This is a genomic window from Vibrio gazogenes (assembly GCF_002196515.1).
Taxonomy (GTDB): Bacteria; Pseudomonadota; Gammaproteobacteria; order Enterobacterales; family Vibrionaceae; genus Vibrio; species Vibrio gazogenes_A.
This window is the reverse complement of the sequence record NZ_CP018835.1, coordinates 2,334,475-2,349,295: the sequence shown is the minus strand read 5'-3', so window position 1 is coordinate 2,349,295 and position 14,821 is coordinate 2,334,475. Positions and strand designations below refer to the sequence as shown.

General features: G+C 45.4%; 29 protein-coding genes. All 29 read right to left on the bottom strand.

Features of this window, described 5'->3' with window-relative positions; all coding sequences use genetic code 11:
• Positions 1-72: 72 nt before the first annotated feature.
• The 29 genes from rplQ to rlmB all read right to left on the bottom strand — a co-directional run bounded on the left by rplQ (position 73) and on the right by rlmB (position 14,818).
• Positions 73-453, bottom strand: a complete 381-nt coding sequence (gene rplQ, locus BSQ33_RS10670) for a 50S ribosomal protein L17 (protein ID WP_021019666.1) — start codon at positions 451-453, stop codon at positions 73-75.
• Positions 454-479: 26 nt separating this feature from the next.
• On the bottom strand, positions 480-1,472 hold the full coding sequence (locus BSQ33_RS10665; protein ID WP_038179109.1) for a DNA-directed RNA polymerase subunit alpha: 993 nt from the start codon (positions 1,470-1,472) through the stop codon (positions 480-482).
• A 24-nt stretch (positions 1,473-1,496) separates the two neighbouring features.
• Positions 1,497-2,117 (bottom strand): 30S ribosomal protein S4, encoded by a 621-nt coding sequence (gene rpsD / locus BSQ33_RS10660; RefSeq protein ID WP_021019664.1) that lies wholly within the window; start codon positions 2,115-2,117, stop codon positions 1,497-1,499.
• 27 nt (positions 2,118-2,144) lie between these two features.
• Positions 2,145-2,534, bottom strand: a complete 390-nt coding sequence (gene rpsK / locus BSQ33_RS10655) for a 30S ribosomal protein S11 (protein WP_001118870.1) — start codon at positions 2,532-2,534, stop codon at positions 2,145-2,147.
• 18 nt (positions 2,535-2,552) lie between these two features.
• Positions 2,553-2,909, bottom strand: coding sequence for a 30S ribosomal protein S13 (gene rpsM, locus BSQ33_RS10650; RefSeq protein ID WP_021019663.1), 357 nt, complete (start codon positions 2,907-2,909; stop codon positions 2,553-2,555).
• Between the two features lie 148 nt (positions 2,910-3,057).
• Positions 3,058-3,171 carry a 50S ribosomal protein L36 gene (gene rpmJ / locus BSQ33_RS10645; RefSeq protein WP_000868186.1) on the bottom strand — a complete coding sequence of 38 codons (114 nt, stop codon included), beginning with the start codon at positions 3,169-3,171 and terminating at the stop codon, positions 3,058-3,060.
• Between the two features lie 27 nt (positions 3,172-3,198).
• A complete protein-coding gene (gene secY, locus BSQ33_RS10640) occupies positions 3,199-4,536 on the bottom strand; it encodes a preprotein translocase subunit SecY (RefSeq protein WP_021019662.1) in 1,338 nt (445 codons plus the stop codon).
• A gap of 18 nt (positions 4,537-4,554) precedes the next feature.
• Positions 4,555-4,989, bottom strand: a complete 435-nt coding sequence (gene rplO, locus BSQ33_RS10635) for a 50S ribosomal protein L15 (RefSeq protein ID WP_088134087.1) — start codon at positions 4,987-4,989, stop codon at positions 4,555-4,557.
• A 5-nt stretch (positions 4,990-4,994) separates the two neighbouring features.
• Positions 4,995-5,171 (bottom strand): 50S ribosomal protein L30, encoded by a 177-nt coding sequence (rpmD, locus tag BSQ33_RS10630; RefSeq protein WP_021019660.1) that lies wholly within the window; start codon positions 5,169-5,171, stop codon positions 4,995-4,997.
• Between the two features lie 5 nt (positions 5,172-5,176).
• A complete protein-coding gene (gene rpsE / locus BSQ33_RS10625) occupies positions 5,177-5,677 on the bottom strand; it encodes a 30S ribosomal protein S5 (protein WP_021019659.1) in 501 nt (166 codons plus the stop codon).
• Positions 5,678-5,691: 14 nt separating this feature from the next.
• Positions 5,692-6,045, bottom strand: coding sequence for a 50S ribosomal protein L18 (gene rplR / locus BSQ33_RS10620; RefSeq protein WP_021019658.1), 354 nt, complete (start codon positions 6,043-6,045; stop codon positions 5,692-5,694).
• Positions 6,046-6,054: 9 nt separating this feature from the next.
• A complete protein-coding gene (gene rplF / locus BSQ33_RS10615) occupies positions 6,055-6,588 on the bottom strand; it encodes a 50S ribosomal protein L6 (protein ID WP_021019657.1) in 534 nt (177 codons plus the stop codon).
• Between the two features lie 15 nt (positions 6,589-6,603).
• Complete coding sequence (gene rpsH / locus BSQ33_RS10610) at positions 6,604-6,996, bottom strand: 30S ribosomal protein S8 (protein WP_021019656.1); 393 nt, start codon at positions 6,994-6,996, stop codon at positions 6,604-6,606.
• A 29-nt stretch (positions 6,997-7,025) separates the two neighbouring features.
• Complete coding sequence (gene rpsN, locus BSQ33_RS10605; RefSeq protein ID WP_021019655.1) at positions 7,026-7,331, bottom strand: 30S ribosomal protein S14; 306 nt, start codon at positions 7,329-7,331, stop codon at positions 7,026-7,028.
• A gap of 17 nt (positions 7,332-7,348) precedes the next feature.
• A complete protein-coding gene (gene rplE, locus BSQ33_RS10600) occupies positions 7,349-7,888 on the bottom strand; it encodes a 50S ribosomal protein L5 (RefSeq protein WP_021019654.1) in 540 nt (179 codons plus the stop codon).
• A 23-nt stretch (positions 7,889-7,911) separates the two neighbouring features.
• Complete coding sequence (rplX, locus tag BSQ33_RS10595; protein WP_021019653.1) at positions 7,912-8,229, bottom strand: 50S ribosomal protein L24; 318 nt, start codon at positions 8,227-8,229, stop codon at positions 7,912-7,914.
• A gap of 12 nt (positions 8,230-8,241) precedes the next feature.
• Entirely contained in the window at positions 8,242-8,613 is a 372-nt protein-coding gene (gene rplN / locus BSQ33_RS10590; protein ID WP_021019652.1) for a 50S ribosomal protein L14, read from the bottom strand.
• A gap of 155 nt (positions 8,614-8,768) precedes the next feature.
• Positions 8,769-9,023, bottom strand: a complete 255-nt coding sequence (rpsQ, locus tag BSQ33_RS10585) for a 30S ribosomal protein S17 (RefSeq protein WP_021019651.1) — start codon at positions 9,021-9,023, stop codon at positions 8,769-8,771.
• On the bottom strand, positions 9,023-9,214 hold the full coding sequence (gene rpmC, locus BSQ33_RS10580; RefSeq protein WP_021019650.1) for a 50S ribosomal protein L29: 192 nt from the start codon (positions 9,212-9,214) through the stop codon (positions 9,023-9,025). Before rpmC ends, rpsQ begins: the two co-directional genes overlap by 1 nt.
• Complete coding sequence (gene rplP, locus BSQ33_RS10575) at positions 9,214-9,624, bottom strand: 50S ribosomal protein L16 (protein ID WP_021019649.1); 411 nt, start codon at positions 9,622-9,624, stop codon at positions 9,214-9,216. The genes rpmC and rplP overlap by 1 nt, the downstream gene beginning before the upstream one ends.
• Before the next feature lie 11 nt (positions 9,625-9,635).
• Positions 9,636-10,340, bottom strand: coding sequence for a 30S ribosomal protein S3 (gene rpsC / locus BSQ33_RS10570; RefSeq protein WP_021019648.1), 705 nt, complete (start codon positions 10,338-10,340; stop codon positions 9,636-9,638).
• 19 nt (positions 10,341-10,359) lie between these two features.
• Entirely contained in the window at positions 10,360-10,692 is a 333-nt protein-coding gene (gene rplV / locus BSQ33_RS10565; protein ID WP_027694083.1) for a 50S ribosomal protein L22, read from the bottom strand.
• A 10-nt stretch (positions 10,693-10,702) separates the two neighbouring features.
• Positions 10,703-10,981 carry a 30S ribosomal protein S19 gene (rpsS, locus tag BSQ33_RS10560; RefSeq protein ID WP_004398469.1) on the bottom strand — a complete coding sequence of 93 codons (279 nt, stop codon included), beginning with the start codon at positions 10,979-10,981 and terminating at the stop codon, positions 10,703-10,705.
• Between the two features lie 20 nt (positions 10,982-11,001).
• Positions 11,002-11,826: a 50S ribosomal protein L2 gene (rplB, locus tag BSQ33_RS10555; protein WP_021019646.1), complete on the bottom strand. Its 825-nt coding sequence runs from the start codon at positions 11,824-11,826 to the stop codon at positions 11,002-11,004.
• Positions 11,827-11,842: 16 nt separating this feature from the next.
• On the bottom strand, positions 11,843-12,145 hold the full coding sequence (rplW, locus tag BSQ33_RS10550) for a 50S ribosomal protein L23 (protein WP_021019645.1): 303 nt from the start codon (positions 12,143-12,145) through the stop codon (positions 11,843-11,845).
• On the bottom strand, positions 12,142-12,744 hold the full coding sequence (gene rplD / locus BSQ33_RS10545) for a 50S ribosomal protein L4 (protein ID WP_021019644.1): 603 nt from the start codon (positions 12,742-12,744) through the stop codon (positions 12,142-12,144). The genes rplW and rplD overlap by 4 nt, the downstream gene beginning before the upstream one ends.
• 16 nt (positions 12,745-12,760) lie before the next feature.
• The gene (gene rplC, locus BSQ33_RS10540; RefSeq protein ID WP_021019643.1) at positions 12,761-13,390 is read right to left on the bottom strand and encodes a 50S ribosomal protein L3; all 630 of its coding nucleotides are present in this window, start codon (positions 13,388-13,390) and stop codon (positions 12,761-12,763) included.
• Between the two features lie 15 nt (positions 13,391-13,405).
• Positions 13,406-13,717 carry a 30S ribosomal protein S10 gene (rpsJ, locus tag BSQ33_RS10535; RefSeq protein ID WP_001181007.1) on the bottom strand — a complete coding sequence of 104 codons (312 nt, stop codon included), beginning with the start codon at positions 13,715-13,717 and terminating at the stop codon, positions 13,406-13,408.
• Positions 13,718-14,077: 360 nt separating this feature from the next.
• A complete protein-coding gene (rlmB, locus tag BSQ33_RS10530) occupies positions 14,078-14,818 on the bottom strand; it encodes a 23S rRNA (guanosine(2251)-2'-O)-methyltransferase RlmB (RefSeq protein ID WP_088134086.1) in 741 nt (246 codons plus the stop codon).
• Positions 14,819-14,821 lie beyond the last annotated feature (3 nt).

Genomic DNA, 14,821 nt, shown 5'->3' with positions numbered 1-14,821 from the left:
ACTGTCTAAGCAGTAATTAAGTGGTAATAAAAAAGCCGAGCATACGCTCGGCTTTTCTAAATGACGAACTGATTACTCAGCAGCTTCAGCAGCTTCTGGGCGATCAACCAGCTCAATGTATGCCATTGGAGCTTTGTCACCTGCACGGAAACCACACTTTAGAATACGAGTGTAGCCACCTTGACGAGCAGCGAAACGTGGACCTAGTTCGTTAAATAATTTTGCAACGACTTCGTTATCACGAGTACGAGCAAATGCTAGACGACGATTAGCAACACTGTCAGTCTTAGCTAGTGTAATCAAAGGCTCAACTACGCGACGTAGCTCTTTAGCTTTTGGCAAAGTAGTCTTGATAACTTCATGACGTACCAAAGAGCTAGCCATGTTGCTAAACATCGCTTTGCGATGACTGCTGTTGCGGTTGAGTTGACGACCACTCTTACGATGGCGCATGACCAAATCCTTCTAACTTGTATCGATTAATCTTCAGCGATAGATGCTGGCGGCCAGTTTTCTAGGCGCATACCCAGAGAAAGACCACGTGATGCAAGCACGTCTTTAATCTCTGTTAAAGATTTCTTACCGAGGTTAGGTGTTTTAAGTAATTCTACCTCAGTACGCTGTACTAGATCACCGATGTAGTGAATCGCTTCTGCTTTCAAACAGTTAGCAGAGCGAACTGTTAGTTCAAGATCGTCTACAGGACGCAATAGGATCGGATCGAATTCAGGCTTCTCTTCTTTCTCCTCAGGAACTCGTACATCACGTAGATCTACGAATGCATCCAACTGTTCAGCAAGAATTGTTGCTGCACGACGGATAGCTTCCTCAGGTTCAATTGTGCCATTTGTTTCCATATCGATGACAAGCTTGTCTAAATCAGTACGCTGTTCTACACGTGCTGCTTCTACAGTATAGGCGATTTTATCCACCGGGCTGTAAGTAGCATCAACAAGTAGGCGACCAATCGGACGATCATCTTCATCTGTATGGATACGAGCAGAAGCCGGAACATAACCACGACCACGTTGAACCTTGATGCGCATTGCGACCTCAGCATTGTCATCGTTAAGATGACAAATAACGTGCTCAGGGTTTACGATCTCAACATCACCATCATGAGTGATGTCACCTGCAACAACAGGGCCCGAGCCTGATTTGTTTAGTGTAATGAACACTTCATCTTTGCCTTCGGCAACGCGAACAGCTAAACCCTTCAGGTTCAGAAGGATTTCTAGGATATCCTCTTGAACACCTTCTTTGGTGCTGTACTCGTGTAGTACGCCTTCAATTTCAACTTCAGTCACGGCACAACCTGGCATAGACGAAAGAAGAATTCGGCGAAGTGCATTACCCAGAGTATGGCCGAAACCACGCTCTAACGGCTCAAGAGTTACTTTTGCGTGTGTCGTGCTGATTTGTTCGATATCAACAAGACGTGGCTTAAGAAATTCTGTTACAGAACCCTGCATTGTGTCCTCTCTTTAATTTAAACCTTACTTAGAGTAAAGCTCGACGATCAATTGTTCGTTGATGTCAGCTGATAGATCTGAACGTTCTGGCAAACGCTTGAACGTACCTTCCATTTTGCTGCCATCCACTTCAATCCAAGTTGGTTTTTCGCGTTGTTCTGCAACTTCTAGAGCTGCCGTGATACGAGATTGCTTTTTCGCTTTCTCACGCACTGCAACAACGTCGTTTGCCGTAACATTGAAAGAAGGAATGTTTACTACTTTACCGTTCACTAGAATAGCTTTGTGGCTAACTAGCTGACGTGCTTCTGAGCGAGTTGCGCCGAAGCCCATACGGTAAACAACATTATCCAAACGACCTTCAAGAAGCTGAAGTAGGTTTTCACCGGTGTTGCCTTTTAAACGGGCTGCTTCTTTATAGTAGTTACGGAACTGTTTTTCAAGAACGCCGTACATACGACGGACTTTTTGCTTCTCACGAAGCTGAACGCCATAATCAGATAGACGACCGCGACGAGCGCCGTGTACACCTGGTGCGTTATCTATTTTACACTTGGTATCTATCGCACGAATGCCTGACTTAAGGAATAAGTCGGTACCTTCGCGGCGGCTAAGCTTCAGCTTAGGACCCAAATATCTTGCCATGATCTTTCTCCAATCTTCCTCGAAACGTTAAACGCGACGTTTCTTAGGTGGACGACAACCGTTATGAGGGATTGGTGTCGCATCAACAATGTTTGTGATACGGAAACCAGCAGCGTTCAGTGCGCGAACAGTAGATTCACGACCTGGACCTGGACCCTTCACCATAACTTCCAGATTCTTAAGGCCATATTCTTTAGCCATTTCAGCACAACGTTCAGCAGCAACCTGTGCAGCGAACGGAGTAGACTTACGAGAACCACGGAAACCAGAACCGCCAGCAGTTGCCCAAGCTAGAGCATTACCTTGACGATCAGTAATGGTTACGATTGTGTTGTTAAAAGATGCATGGATATGCGCCACGCCATCTGCGACTTGCTTGCGTACGCGCTTACGTGCGCGAGTTGGTTGTTTAGCCATTGTACTCTACCTTCCCGATTATTTCTTGATCGGCTTACGCGGACCCTTACGGGTGCGAGCGTTGGTTTTAGTACGCTGTCCACGTAGAGGTAGACTGCGACGATGACGAAGACCACGATAACAACCAAGATCCATAAGACGCTTGATGTTCATTGATACTTCACGACGTAGATCACCTTCTACAGTGTACTTAGCTACACCATCACGCAGTTGATCGATCTGCTCTTCAGTTAGTTCACTGATCTTAACACTTTCAGCAATGCTCAGTTCAGCCAAGATAGCTTGTGAACGAGTCTTACCGATGCCATAGATTGCAGTTAGTGCAATTACAGCATGTTTATGATCAGGAATGTTAATGCCTGCTATACGGGCCACTATTCACTCCTAGTACTTTCATCAAAGAATTATCCGCAACAAAGCCCGTAGAGGATACGTTGCGGGATACTACTTCTTTTGCACGCAAAAGGTAGGCCGAGGAATATACTCGACCGACCTTGTTTTTTCAAGTAAAAAATTCTGCTAATTAGCCTTGGCGTTGCTTATGCTTTGGCTCACTGCAAATCACGCGAACGACACCGTTACGCTTGATAACTTTACAGTTACGGCAGATTTTTTTAACGGAAGCACGAACTTTCATTGCTAAACTCCGTGAGAGAAATCTGAATTAACGGCCATAGCCTTTCAGATTTGCTTTTTTCAACACAGAATCATATTGACTTGACATCATATGAGTCTGTACCTGTGCCATAAAGTCCATAATAACCACAACTACAATCAGTAGTGAGGTGCCGCCAAAATAGAAACGTACATTCCAAGCGACCATCATGAACTGAGGGATCAGACAGATAAAGGTAATGTATAACGCACCAGCTAAGGTTAGACGCGTCATTACTTTATCAATATATCTGGCAGTCTGCTCACCTGGGCGGATACCGGGTACGAACGCACCAGACTTCTTCAAATTATCGGCTGTTTCACGTGGGTTAAATACCAACGCAGTATAAAAGAAACAGAAAAAGATAATTGCAACTGCATAAAGTATTACATACAACGGTTGACCAGGGCTCAGTGCTAAAGACACTTTTGTCAGCCAGCTAAATGCTGAGCCTTCACCACCACTATTACCAAACCATTGTGCCAATGTTCCTGGGAACAAAATAATACTTGATGCAAAGATTGCTGGAATTACCCCTGCCATATTAATTTTCAATGGCAAATGAGTACTCTGTGCTGCGAAGACTTTGCGACCTTGTTGGCGTTTTGCGTAGTTAACAACGATACGACGCTGACCACGCTCCATAAAGACAACAAAATAAATCACAGCAAAAGAGATTACCGCAATCAGCAGGAGAAGAAGCACATGCAATTCACCTTGACGCGCTTGCTCAATCGTTTGTCCGATTGCCTTTGGCAGACCAGCAACAATACCTGCAAATATCAGTAATGAAATACCATTACCAATACCCCGCTCAGTAATCTGTTCACCTAACCACATTAAGAACATGGTACCGGTTACTAGACTCACTGTTGCGATGAACGTAAACATGGTTTGATCGATAACGACCAGATTAGAGACCATGTTTGGTAGTCCTGTCGCAATCCCAAGAGCTTGGAATGTTGCAAGTACAAGCGTGCCGTAACGCGTATATTGGCTAATCTTACGACGCCCTGCTTCACCCTCTTTCTTGAGTTCAGCTAACGCGGGATGAACTACAGTTAGCAGCTGGACAACAATCGATGCCGAAATATACGGCATGATTCCCAGCGCTAATATAGATGCACGCGAAAGAGCACCACCGGAGAACATGTTAAACATTTCTACGATGGTCCCTTTTTGCTGTTCGAACAAATCGGCTAGTACAGCTGCGTCAATACCAGGAATCGGCACAAAAGAGCCAGCTCGGAATACGAGAAGCGCACCTAATACGAATAACAAGCGCGACTTCAATTCACTTAAGCCGCTCTGAGCACTACGAAAATCTTGTCCTGGTTTCTTAGCCATCTGTACCTCGTTTCGAGATTATTCCTCGATTTTTCCGCCTGCAGCTTCGATTGCAGCTTTAGCGCCTTTAGTTACGCGTAAACCCTTTACTGTAACAGCTTTGTTGATCTCACCAGAAAGAACGATTTTTACATTCTCAATGTTTTTAGTCACAACATTTGCTGCTTTCAGGCTATCCAGGTCAACAACTTCGCTTGTTACTTTCGCTAATTCACTTAGACGAACCTCAGCAGACACTAAACTCTTACGAGAAGTGAAGCCGAATTTTGGCAAGCGTTGTTTCAAAGGCATTTGACCACCTTCAAAACCTGCACGAACTTTACCGCCAGAGCGTGATTTTTGACCTTTGTGGCCACGACCACCTGTTTTACCCAGGCCAGAACCGATACCACGACCTAAACGCTTCTTAGAAGGCTTAGAACCCGCAGCCGGAGATAGAGTATTCAAACGCATTCTGATTACTCCTCAACTTTAACCATGTATTGAACTTTATTGATCATACCACGTACACATGGTGTATCTTCAAGTTCAACAGTGTGGTTGATACGACGAAGGCCTAGACCACGCAAAGTAGCTTTATGCTTTGGCAGGCGACCAATTGAGCTTTTAGTTTGAGTTACTTTAATAGTTGCCATGGTGCTTACTCCGAAATTGATTCAACAGTTAGACCACGTTTAGCTGCAACCATTTCTGGTGACTTCATACTACCCAAAGCATCAATCGTTGCACGAACGATGTTGATTGGGTTTGTAGATCCATACGCTTTTGACAAAACGTTATGTACACCTGCAACTTCAAGTACAGCACGCATCGCACCACCGGCGATAACACCCGTACCTTCAGCAGCTTGCTGCATATAAACTTTAGAGCCCGAGTGGCGACCTTTTACCGGGTGGAAAAGTGTGCCTTCGTTCAGCGCGATTGTAATCATGTTACGACGCGCCTTTTCCATTGCTTTTTGAATCGCAGCAGGTACTTCACGAGCTTTGCCGTAACCGAAACCTACACGACCATTGCCATCACCAACAACTGTTAGTGCTGTAAAGCTCATGATTCGACCACCTTTAACCGTTTTAGAAACACGGTTAACAGCGATTAATTTTTCTTGCAAATCACTCGCTTGTTGTAATTCTTTAGCCATCTTCCAACCCTACCTTAGAATTTCAGACCAGCTTCGCGAGCAGATTCTGCTAGCGCCGCTACTCGACCGTGGTATTGGAAACCGGAACGATCAAAAGCAACTTCTGACACGCCTTTTTCCAGAGCGCGTTCAGCAATAGCTTTACCTACCGCTTGTGCTGCTTCGATGTTTCCAGTGAATTTCAATTGCTCACGGATCGCTTTTTCTACAGTAGAAGCTGCAGCGATAACCTCAGAGCCATTAGATGCGATAACCTGCGCGTACACGTGACGAGGAGTACGGTGTACAACTAGGCGAGTGGCACCCAGTTCTGCAATCTTACGACGTGCACGAGTGGCACGACGGATGCGAGATGCTTTCTTATCCATAGTGTTACCTTACTTCTTCTTAGCTTCTTTAGTACGCACATTTTCATCTGCGTAACGAACACCTTTACCTTTATAAGGTTCAGGCTCACGGTAAGCACGAATATCAGCCGCAACTTGACCCACAAGTTGTTTATCACAACCGGTGATAGTAATTTCAGTTTGGCTTGGACATTCTGCTTTAATTCCTGTTGGCAATTCATGTTCAACAGGGTGAGAGAAGCCCAGTGTCAGCGCTACAGCATTGCCTTTCATTGAGGCACGATAACCAACACCTTTTAGTACAAGCTTCTTCGTAAAGCCTTCCGTCACACCGACAACCATGTTGTTCACTAGTGCACGAGCAGTACCTGCCTGTGCCCAAGCATTCGCAACACCTTCACGAGGTCCGAAAGTTAGGTTACTTTCTTCTTGAGCAATCACAACTGCGTTATTCAGTACGCGAGTTAGTTCACCCTTTGCACCTTTCACAGTGATCTCTTGGCCGTTTAATTTCACCTCTACGCCAGCTGGAATAGCGACAGGTGCTTTAGCAACACGAGACATATCCTACTCCTATAATTAAGCTACGTAGCAAATGATTTCACCACCAAGACCTGCTTTACGGGCAGCACGGTCTGACATCAGACCCTTGGAAGTGGATACAACAGCAACACCCAAACCGCCCATCACAGATGGCAGCTCGTCTTTTCTTTTATAGACGCGCAGGCCAGGACGTGAAACACGTTTGATTTGCTCGATAACTGGTTTCGCTTGAAAATATTTCAGCGTAACTTCCAGTTCAGGTTTTACATCGCCTTCAACAGCGAAATCTTCGATATAACCTTCAGCTTTTAGAAGTGCAGCAATTGCAACTTTCAGCTTTGAAGAAGGCATTTTTACAGCAACTTTGTTTGCTGCCTGACCGTTACGAATACGGGTCAGCATATCCGAAATCGGATCTTGCATGCTCATAAACTTTACTCCAAATGATTAAGTGGCAATTACCAGCTAGCCTTACGAAGTCCAGGAATCTCGCCTTTCATGCAAGCTTCACGAACTTTAATACGGCTTAAACCGAACTTACGTAGGTAACCATGTGGACGACCAGTTTGGTTACAACGGTTACGCTGACGTGATGCACTTGAATCACGAGGAAGTGTTTGAAGTTTCAGAACAGCATCCCAACGTTCTTCTTCAGATACGTTTACGTCGCTGATAGTAGCTTTTAACGCAGCACGCTTTTCAGCATACTGAGAGACAAGCTTTGCACGTTTTACTTCACGTGCTTTCATTGATTGTTTAGCCATAACAGTAACCCTTCACCTTACTTGCGGAATGGGAAGTTAAAGGCAGCCAGCAGAGCACGGCCTTCCTCATCAGTGGACGCACTAGTCGTGATTGTTACATCAAGACCACGTACACGGTCGACTTTATCGTAGTCGATTTCCGGGAAGATGATTTGCTCGCGAACGCCCATGCTGTAGTTACCGCGACCATCAAAAGATTTCGCGCTAACACCACGGAAGTCACGTACACGTGGTAGAGCGATAGAAATCAAACGCTCCAAAAAATCCCACATACGTTCGCCACGCAAGGTTACTTTACAACCAATTGGGTAGCCTTCACGGATTTTGAAACCTGCAACAGATTTACGAGCTTTTGTGACAAGAGGCTTTTGACCAGAAATGGCCGCCATGTCAGCTGCTGCATTCTCAAGCAGTTTCTTATCGTTGATAGCTTCACCAACGCCCATGTTTAGGGTGATTTTATCAATCCTAGGGACTTGCATGACGCTTGTGTAACCGAACTGTTTGGTCAGTTCAGCGACTACAGACGACTTGTAGTAATCATGCAGTTTCGCCATAGTAGAACTCCAAATTACGTCTATTAGTTAGAAATGGTTTCACCGTTAGATTTGAAGAAACGGACTTTTTTGCCGTCTTCAAAACGGAAACCGACACGGTCCGCTTTACCAGTAGCTGCATTGAAGATTGCAACGTTAGAAGCATCGAGTGCTGCTTCTTGTTCAACGATTCCACCTTGAACACCCATAGCCGGTACAGGCTTTTGATGTTTTTTCACAAGGTTGATGCCTTCAACAATAACTTTACCAGTTCCAAGAACCTTAGTTACTTTACCTTTCTTGCCTTTGTCTTTACCGGCAAGAACAACGATTTCGTCATTACGACGGATTTTAGCTGCCATCTCTGCGCTCCCTTACAATACTTCTGGAGCCAGTGAAACAATCTTCATAAACTTCGCATTACGAAGCTCACGAGTCACTGGACCAAAGATACGTGTACCGACTGGTTGCTCAGTATTGTTATTCAACAATACACAAGCGTTACGGTCGAAGCGAATGACAGAACCGTCTGGACGACGTACGCCTTTACGGGTGCGAACTACCACCGCCTTCAGGACATCACCCTTTTTAACTTTACCGCGAGGAATTGCTTCTTTCACGGTAACTTTGATGATGTCGCCGATATGTGCGTAACGACGGTGAGAGCCACCCAGAACCTTAATACACATTACGCTGCGAGCGCCTGAGTTATCAGCTGCGTCCAGCATACTTTGCATTTGGATCATGTTAGTGCTCCGCTAAATATTAAAACTAGACCCTCTCGGGTCGGGCTGCCTTTAAAAAGGGAGGCGAATTGTAACACCCTTTTCTCAGATTGGGTAGTCAAAAAACAAACGGCTCCAAAAATAATTGGAGCCGTTTCTTGATTGAAAAATAAAAGTTAAACTTTTGCTTTTTCTACCACTTTCACCAAAGTCCAAGACTTAGTCTTAGACAATGGACGACACTCACGAATTTCAACGGTATCGCCTTGGCCACACTCGTTGTTTTCATCATGTGCGTGAATTTTAGTCGTGCGTTTAACGAACTTACCGTAAATTGGATGTTTTACGAAACGTTCGATAACAACAACGATAGACTTATCCATCTTGTCACTAACAACACGACCGAGTTGAGTACGAATTTTGTCGCTCATTATGCGCCTGCCTTCTCAGTCAAAACAGTTTTCACACGTGCGATATCACGGCGTACAGCTTTCAGAGTATGAGTCTGCTGTAGTTGACCAGTCGCAGCTTGCATACGCAAGTTGAACTGTTCACGTAGCAAATTCAATAGCTCTGCATTCAGCTCTTCAGCGCTCTTTTCGCGTAGATCTTGTGCTTTCATCACATCACCTGCTTAGTTACGAAAGTAGTCTTGAACGGAAGTTTTGCAGCTGCAAGCGCAAAAGCTTCACGTGCCAATTCTTCAGGTACACCGTCCATTTCGTACATAACCTTACCAGGTTGGATTTGGGCTACCCAGTACTCAACGTTACCTTTACCCTTACCTTGACGAACTTCAAGTGGTTTTTCTGTGATAGGCTTATCTGGGAATACACGAATCCAGATTTTACCTTGACGCTTAACGTGACGTGTCATCGCACGACGAGCCGCTTCGATCTGACGAGCAGTCAAACGACCACGGCCGACAGCTTTCAAACCAAATGTACCGAAAGAAACATCAGTACCTTTAGCTAGACCACGGTTGCGACCAGTATGAACCTTACGGAACTTTGTACGTTTAGGTTGTAGCATCTGTCGACTCCTTACTTACGGCCTTTACGCTGTTTCTTAGGCTTATCACCTTTAGGCTCAGCGGTATTTGCATTTGCAGCTGGCATCCCACCCAGGATTTCTCCTTTGAAGATCCATACTTTAACGCCAATCACACCATACTGAGTGTGAGCCGAAGAAGTTGCGTACTCAATGTCTGCACGAAGAGTGTGTAGAGGTACACGACCTTCACGATACCACTCAGAACGTGCGATTTCAGCGCCGCCTAAACGACCACTTACTTCTACTTTGATACCCTTAGCACCTAGACGCATTGCGTTTTGTACTGCACGCTTCATCGCGCGACGGAACATAACACGACGTTCTAGCTGAGACGCGATGCTATCAGCCACTAATTGGCCATCTAGCTCAGGCTTACGTACTTCAGCGATATTGATTTGCGCTGGTACACCTGCAATTTTCGCTACCGCAGCACGAAGTTTTTCGACGTCTTCACCTTTCTTACCGATAACGACACCTGGACGAGCCGTGTGGATAGTCACACGGATACTTTTCGCAGGACGCTCGATAACAATGCGTGATAGAGACGCTTTTGACAATTCCTTAGTGAGGAATTGACGTACCTTGAAGTCGCCGTCTAGGTTGTCAGCGAACTCTTTGGTGTTAGCAAACCATGTAGCATTCCAAGGCTTCACGATGCCTAGACGAATACCATTTGGATGTACTTTCTGACCCATTGCTTACTCTCCTAGTCTCTTAGCGATCTGCGACAACCACAGTAATGTGGCTTGAACGCTTCAAGATACGGTCCGCACGGCCTTTGGCACGAGGCATAATACGCTTCATGACAGGGCCCTCATCTACGAAGATTTTTGCGACGTTTAGATCGTCAATATCTGCACCTTCGTTATGCTCCGCGTTTGCGATAGCTGACTCAAGAACTTTCTTAACTAAGTCAGCAGCTTTTTTGTTGCTGAAAGTCAGAATTTCCAGAGCCTGATCGACAGACTTACCACGGATCAAATCTGCAACTAAGCGAGCTTTCTGTGGAGAAATACGAGCAAAGTTATGTTTAGCAACAGCTTCCATCATCTACTCCTTACTTCTTCTTCGCTTTCTTATCTGCAGCATGACCGCGATAAGTACGTGTTGGTGCAAATTCACCCAGTTTGTGACCGATCATTTCATCAGTTACGAAAACAGGGACGTGCTGACGACCATTATGGACAGCGATGGTCAAACCAATCATTGATGGAATGATCATTGAACGACGGGACCAAGTCTTAATAGGCTTTTTGTCTCCGCTTTCCACCGCTTTCTCTACCTTCTTCAGCAAGTGTAGGTCAATAAATGGACCTTTCTTGAGAGAACGTGGCATGGCTTATCCTCTTAAATAGATTACTTATTACGACGACGTACAATGTACTTGTCGGTGCGTTTGTTTTTACGGGTTTTGAAGCCCTTAGTAGGCATACCCCAAGGAGATACAGGGTGACGACCACCAGATGTGCGACCTTCACCACCACCGTGTGGGTGATCAACCGGGTTCATCACAACACCACGAACAGTAGGACGAACACCACGCCAGCGTGTTGCACCTGCTTTACCAAGTTCACGAAGCATGTGCTCAGAGTTACCAACTTCACCAATCGTTGCACGACCTTCAGAAGGAACTCGGCGCATTTCACCAGAACGCAGACGAATTGTTGCGTATGCACCGTCACGAGCGACGATTTGAGCATAAGCACCAGCAGAACGTGCAAGTTGTGCACCTTTTCCTGGTTTCAATTCAACACAGTGAACTGTTGAACCTACTGGGATATTGCGCATCGGCAGAGTGTTACCTGCTTTAATTGGCGCATCTACACCAGACTGGATTACATCACCAGCTTGCAGACCTTTTGGTGCGATGATGTAACGACGTTCACCATCTGCATAAAGAACCAAAGCGATGTTTGCACTACGGTTTGGATCATATTCCAGACGCTCAACTTTTGCCGGAATGCCATCTTTAGTACGTTTAAAATCAATCAAACGATAGTGTTGCTTATGACCACCACCGATATGACGTACTGTGATACGACCGTTGTTGTTACGACCACCGTTTTTAGAGTTTTTCTCTAAAAGTGGCGCATAAGGTTTACCTTTATGCAGGTCTTTGTTCACAACTTTAACGACGTGACGGCGACCAGCCGAAGTCGGCTTACATTTAACAATAGCCATTTTTCAACTACTCCTGTTATTCCGCGCCGCCAACGAAGTCAAGATCCTGACCTTCTTTCAAAGTTACATACGCTTTTTTCACGTCGCTACGACGGCCTTGGCGCATACCTTGACGCTTAGTCTTACCCTTAGTAATTAGGGTATTTACAGATTCAACTTCAACTTCAAATAGCTTTTCTACGGCTGCTTTAATCTCTTTTTTCGTTGCATCTTTCGCTACTTTGAAAACAACAGTGTTTGCTTTCTCGGCAACCATTGTTGCTTTTTCAGAGATGTGCGGAGCACGCAGAACTTTTAGTAGACGCTCTTCGCTAATCATGCCAGCATCTCCTCAACTTGCTTAACTGCAGAAGCAGTCATAAGAACCTTGTCAAACGCGATCAAGCTAACAGGATCAATTCCCGCTGCGTCACGTACGTCAACTTTATAAAGGTTACGAGCAGCTAAGAACAGATTCTCGTCTACTTCACCAGTAACGATAAGTACATCGTTAAGCTCAAGTTCTTTAAGCTTAGCTACCAGATCTTTAGTTTTTGGAGCTTCAACTGAGAAATCATCAACAACGATCAGACGCTCTTGACGAACCAGCTCAGAAAGAATGCTCTTCATAGCGCCACGGTACATTTTTTTGTTTACTTTTTGGCTGTGATCTTGTGGTTTCGCAGCAAAAGTAACACCACCTGTACGCCAGATTGGGCTACGGATTGTACCAGCACGAGCACGGCCAGTACCTTTTTGACGCCATGGTTTAGCGCCGCCGCCAGAAACTTCTGAACGTGTTTTTTGAGCACGAGTACCTTGACGAGCACCTGCTGCATAAGCAACAACTACCTGATGTACAAGAGCTTCGTTGAACTCACGTCCGAAAGTAGTTTCGGAAACAGTTAGTGCGTCAGCACCTTTAACCATCAATTCCATTACTTACTCCTAGACGTTATGCTTTAACAGCTGGTTTAACGATCACGTCACCACCGATAGCACCAGGGACTGCACCTTTAATCAGAAGCAGGTTGCGCTCAGCGTCGACACGTACGATCTCTAGGTTTTGAGTCGTTACACGCTCAGCACCCATGTGACCTGCCATTTTCTTGCCCTTGAATACACGACCTGGAGTCTGACATTGACCGATAGAACCAGGAGCACGATGCGACAATGAGTTACCGTGAGTCATATCTTGAGTGCGGAAATTCCAGCGCTTCACAGCACCTTGGAAACCTTTACCCTTAGATGTACCAGTAACGTCTACTTTTTTTACTTCATTGAAAAGTTCAACAGTCAATTCTGAACCGACTGAAAACTCTTCTCCGTTTTCTAAACGGAATTCCCAAAGACCGCGGCCAGCGTCAACACCCGCTTTCGCGAAGTGACCAGCTTCTGGCTTAGATACACGGTTGGCTTTTTTCGCACCAGAAGTTACTTGGATTGCAGTGTAACCGTCACTATCAAGTGTTTTAACTTGAGCAACACGGTTCGCTTCAACCTCAACAACTGTAACTGGGATGGAAACGCCTTCTTCGGTAAACACGCGGGTCATACCCACTTTACGTCCGACTAGACCAATCATTCTTCTAATCTCCCCTTAACCTAGGCTGATTTGTACATCAACGCCAGCAGCTAGATCGAGACGCATCAGAGCGTCAACAGTTTTGTCTGTTGGCTCAACGATGTCGATTAGACGTTTGTGAGTACGGATTTCGTACTGGTCACGAGCATCTTTGTTGACGTGTGGAGAGATAAGAACAGTGAAACGCTCTTTACGAGTAGGCAGTGGAATAGGACCACGAACCTGTGCGCCGGTACGCTTTGCTGTTTCAACGATTTCCGCAGTAGAAGCGTCGATTAATTTGTAATCGAAAGCTTTTAGGCGGATTCGGATACGTTGGTTCTGCATGAGACAGAGCTCCAAATTCAAAAAATTACACAAACAATATCGCCACTCATGCCCACTTATTGTGAGAGAATGTCGATTGATTCATGTGAAACCGTAGCTCCCTAATTGGGAACATTGTCAGCTAATTTAGATCAACTTTATTAAGCTAATTTATATTAACTGCGAACATAAGCTAAGTATACATTACCTGATAAATCTAAAAGATGTATCAGCTCCTTGCTGCTCATTGGTTCACAACTGGCTTAACCAGTGGCGGGTATTATACAGATAGAATGGTTACATGCAAGGTTCGCTGGAAAAATAATCAAATAAAATCGGGCTCTGTTATCTCTGCAGAGCCCGATGGTCATCCGAAGAAGCTTAGCGTGATAAACGCTGTCTCACTGCTTCAAAAAGACAAATGCCCGTTGCGACTGATACGTTTAAACTAGAAACGCTTCCCGACATCGGAATTTTAACCAATGCATCACAGGTTTCTCTGGTCAGGCGGCGCATCCCATCGCCTTCCGCACCCATAACAATGGCTAACGAACCTGTCAGTTTAGACTGGAAAATATCTTGCGTGGCTTCTCCAGCAGTCCCAACAAACCAGACCCCTTGTTCCTGTAAGGCCTTCATTGTTCTGGCTAGATTCGTCACCCGGACTAAAGGGACACTTTCAGCGGCACCACAGGCGACTTTACTCACGGTCGCATTCAGTGGTGCAGATTTATCTTTGGGAACAATCACGGCTGTAACACCGGCAGCATCTGCGTTTCTAAGACACGCCCCAAGATTATGCGGATCAGTGACACCATCCAGAACAAGTAATAGCGGATGTTCAACTGCGGTTAAAAGTGCATCCAGATCATGTTCATTCAAGGTTTTGGCGGGTTTCACTCTTGCCATCATCCCTTGGTGACTTGCACCTTGGGATTTTTTATCTAGCGCTTGTCGGCTCATCTGTTGGATTGAAATACCGAGCCTTTGCAACTCATTCAACACAGGAAGCAAACGACGGTCTTGCCGATCTTTCAAGACAAAGACTTCGATCAATCGATCCGGGGTTTTCTCCAACACAGCACTCACCGCATGAATGCCATATATAAATTCATTACTCATTTG

Coding starts and splice junctions, on each gene's coding strand:
- rpmC (WP_021019650.1), bottom strand. CDS start 9,214: ATGAAAGCACAAGATCTACGCGAAAAGAGCGCTGAAGAGCTGAATGCA.
- rplC (WP_021019643.1), bottom strand. CDS start 13,390: ATGATTGGTCTAGTCGGACGTAAAGTGGGTATGACCCGCGTGTTTACC.
- rpsK (WP_001118870.1), bottom strand. CDS start 2,534: ATGGCTAAACAACCAACTCGCGCACGTAAGCGCGTACGCAAGCAAGTC.
- rpsE (WP_021019659.1), bottom strand. CDS start 5,677: ATGGCTAAAGAATTACAACAAGCGAGTGATTTGCAAGAAAAATTAATC.
- rpsJ (WP_001181007.1), bottom strand. CDS start 13,717: ATGCAGAACCAACGTATCCGAATCCGCCTAAAAGCTTTCGATTACAAA.
- rlmB (WP_088134086.1), bottom strand. CDS start 14,818: ATGAGTAATGAATTTATATATGGCATTCATGCGGTGAGTGCTGTGTTG.
- rpsH (WP_021019656.1), bottom strand. CDS start 6,996: ATGAGCATGCAAGATCCGATTTCGGATATGCTGACCCGTATTCGTAAC.
- rplD (WP_021019644.1), bottom strand. CDS start 12,744: ATGGAATTGATGGTTAAAGGTGCTGACGCACTAACTGTTTCCGAAACT.
- rpsQ (WP_021019651.1), bottom strand. CDS start 9,023: ATGAGCGACAAAATTCGTACTCAACTCGGTCGTGTTGTTAGTGACAAG.
- rplX (WP_021019653.1), bottom strand. CDS start 8,229: ATGGCAGCTAAAATCCGTCGTAATGACGAAATCGTTGTTCTTGCCGGT.
- rpmJ (WP_000868186.1), bottom strand. CDS start 3,171: ATGAAAGTTCGTGCTTCCGTTAAAAAAATCTGCCGTAACTGTAAAGTT.
- rplE (WP_021019654.1), bottom strand. CDS start 7,888: ATGGCGAAACTGCATGATTACTACAAGTCGTCTGTAGTCGCTGAACTG.
- rplV (WP_027694083.1), bottom strand. CDS start 10,692: ATGGAAGCTGTTGCTAAACATAACTTTGCTCGTATTTCTCCACAGAAA.
- rpmD (WP_021019660.1), bottom strand. CDS start 5,171: ATGGCAACTATTAAAGTAACTCAAACTAAAAGCTCAATTGGTCGCCTG.
- rplP (WP_021019649.1), bottom strand. CDS start 9,624: ATGCTACAACCTAAACGTACAAAGTTCCGTAAGGTTCATACTGGTCGC.
- BSQ33_RS10665 (WP_038179109.1), bottom strand. CDS start 1,472: ATGCAGGGTTCTGTAACAGAATTTCTTAAGCCACGTCTTGTTGATATC.
- rpsN (WP_021019655.1), bottom strand. CDS start 7,331: ATGGCTAAACAATCAATGAAAGCACGTGAAGTAAAACGTGCAAAGCTT.
- rplN (WP_021019652.1), bottom strand. CDS start 8,613: ATGATCCAAATGCAAAGTATGCTGGACGCAGCTGATAACTCAGGCGCT.
- rplO (WP_088134087.1), bottom strand. CDS start 4,989: ATGCGTTTGAATACTCTATCTCCGGCTGCGGGTTCTAAGCCTTCTAAG.
- rpsD (WP_021019664.1), bottom strand. CDS start 2,117: ATGGCAAGATATTTGGGTCCTAAGCTGAAGCTTAGCCGCCGCGAAGGT.
- rpsS (WP_004398469.1), bottom strand. CDS start 10,981: ATGCCACGTTCTCTCAAGAAAGGTCCATTTATTGACCTACACTTGCTG.
- rplQ (WP_021019666.1), bottom strand. CDS start 453: ATGCGCCATCGTAAGAGTGGTCGTCAACTCAACCGCAACAGCAGTCAT.
- rplB (WP_021019646.1), bottom strand. CDS start 11,826: ATGGCTATTGTTAAATGTAAGCCGACTTCGGCTGGTCGCCGTCACGTC.
- rplF (WP_021019657.1), bottom strand. CDS start 6,588: ATGTCTCGTGTTGCTAAAGCACCTGTCGCTATTCCAGCTGGCGTAGAG.
- rpsC (WP_021019648.1), bottom strand. CDS start 10,340: ATGGGTCAGAAAGTACATCCAAATGGTATTCGTCTAGGCATCGTGAAG.
- rplW (WP_021019645.1), bottom strand. CDS start 12,145: ATGATTAGCGAAGAGCGTCTACTAAAAGTTCTGCGTGCTCCGCACATC.
- rplR (WP_021019658.1), bottom strand. CDS start 6,045: ATGGATAAGAAAGCATCTCGCATCCGTCGTGCCACTCGTGCACGTCGT.
- secY (WP_021019662.1), bottom strand. CDS start 4,536: ATGGCTAAGAAACCAGGACAAGATTTTCGTAGTGCTCAGAGCGGCTTA.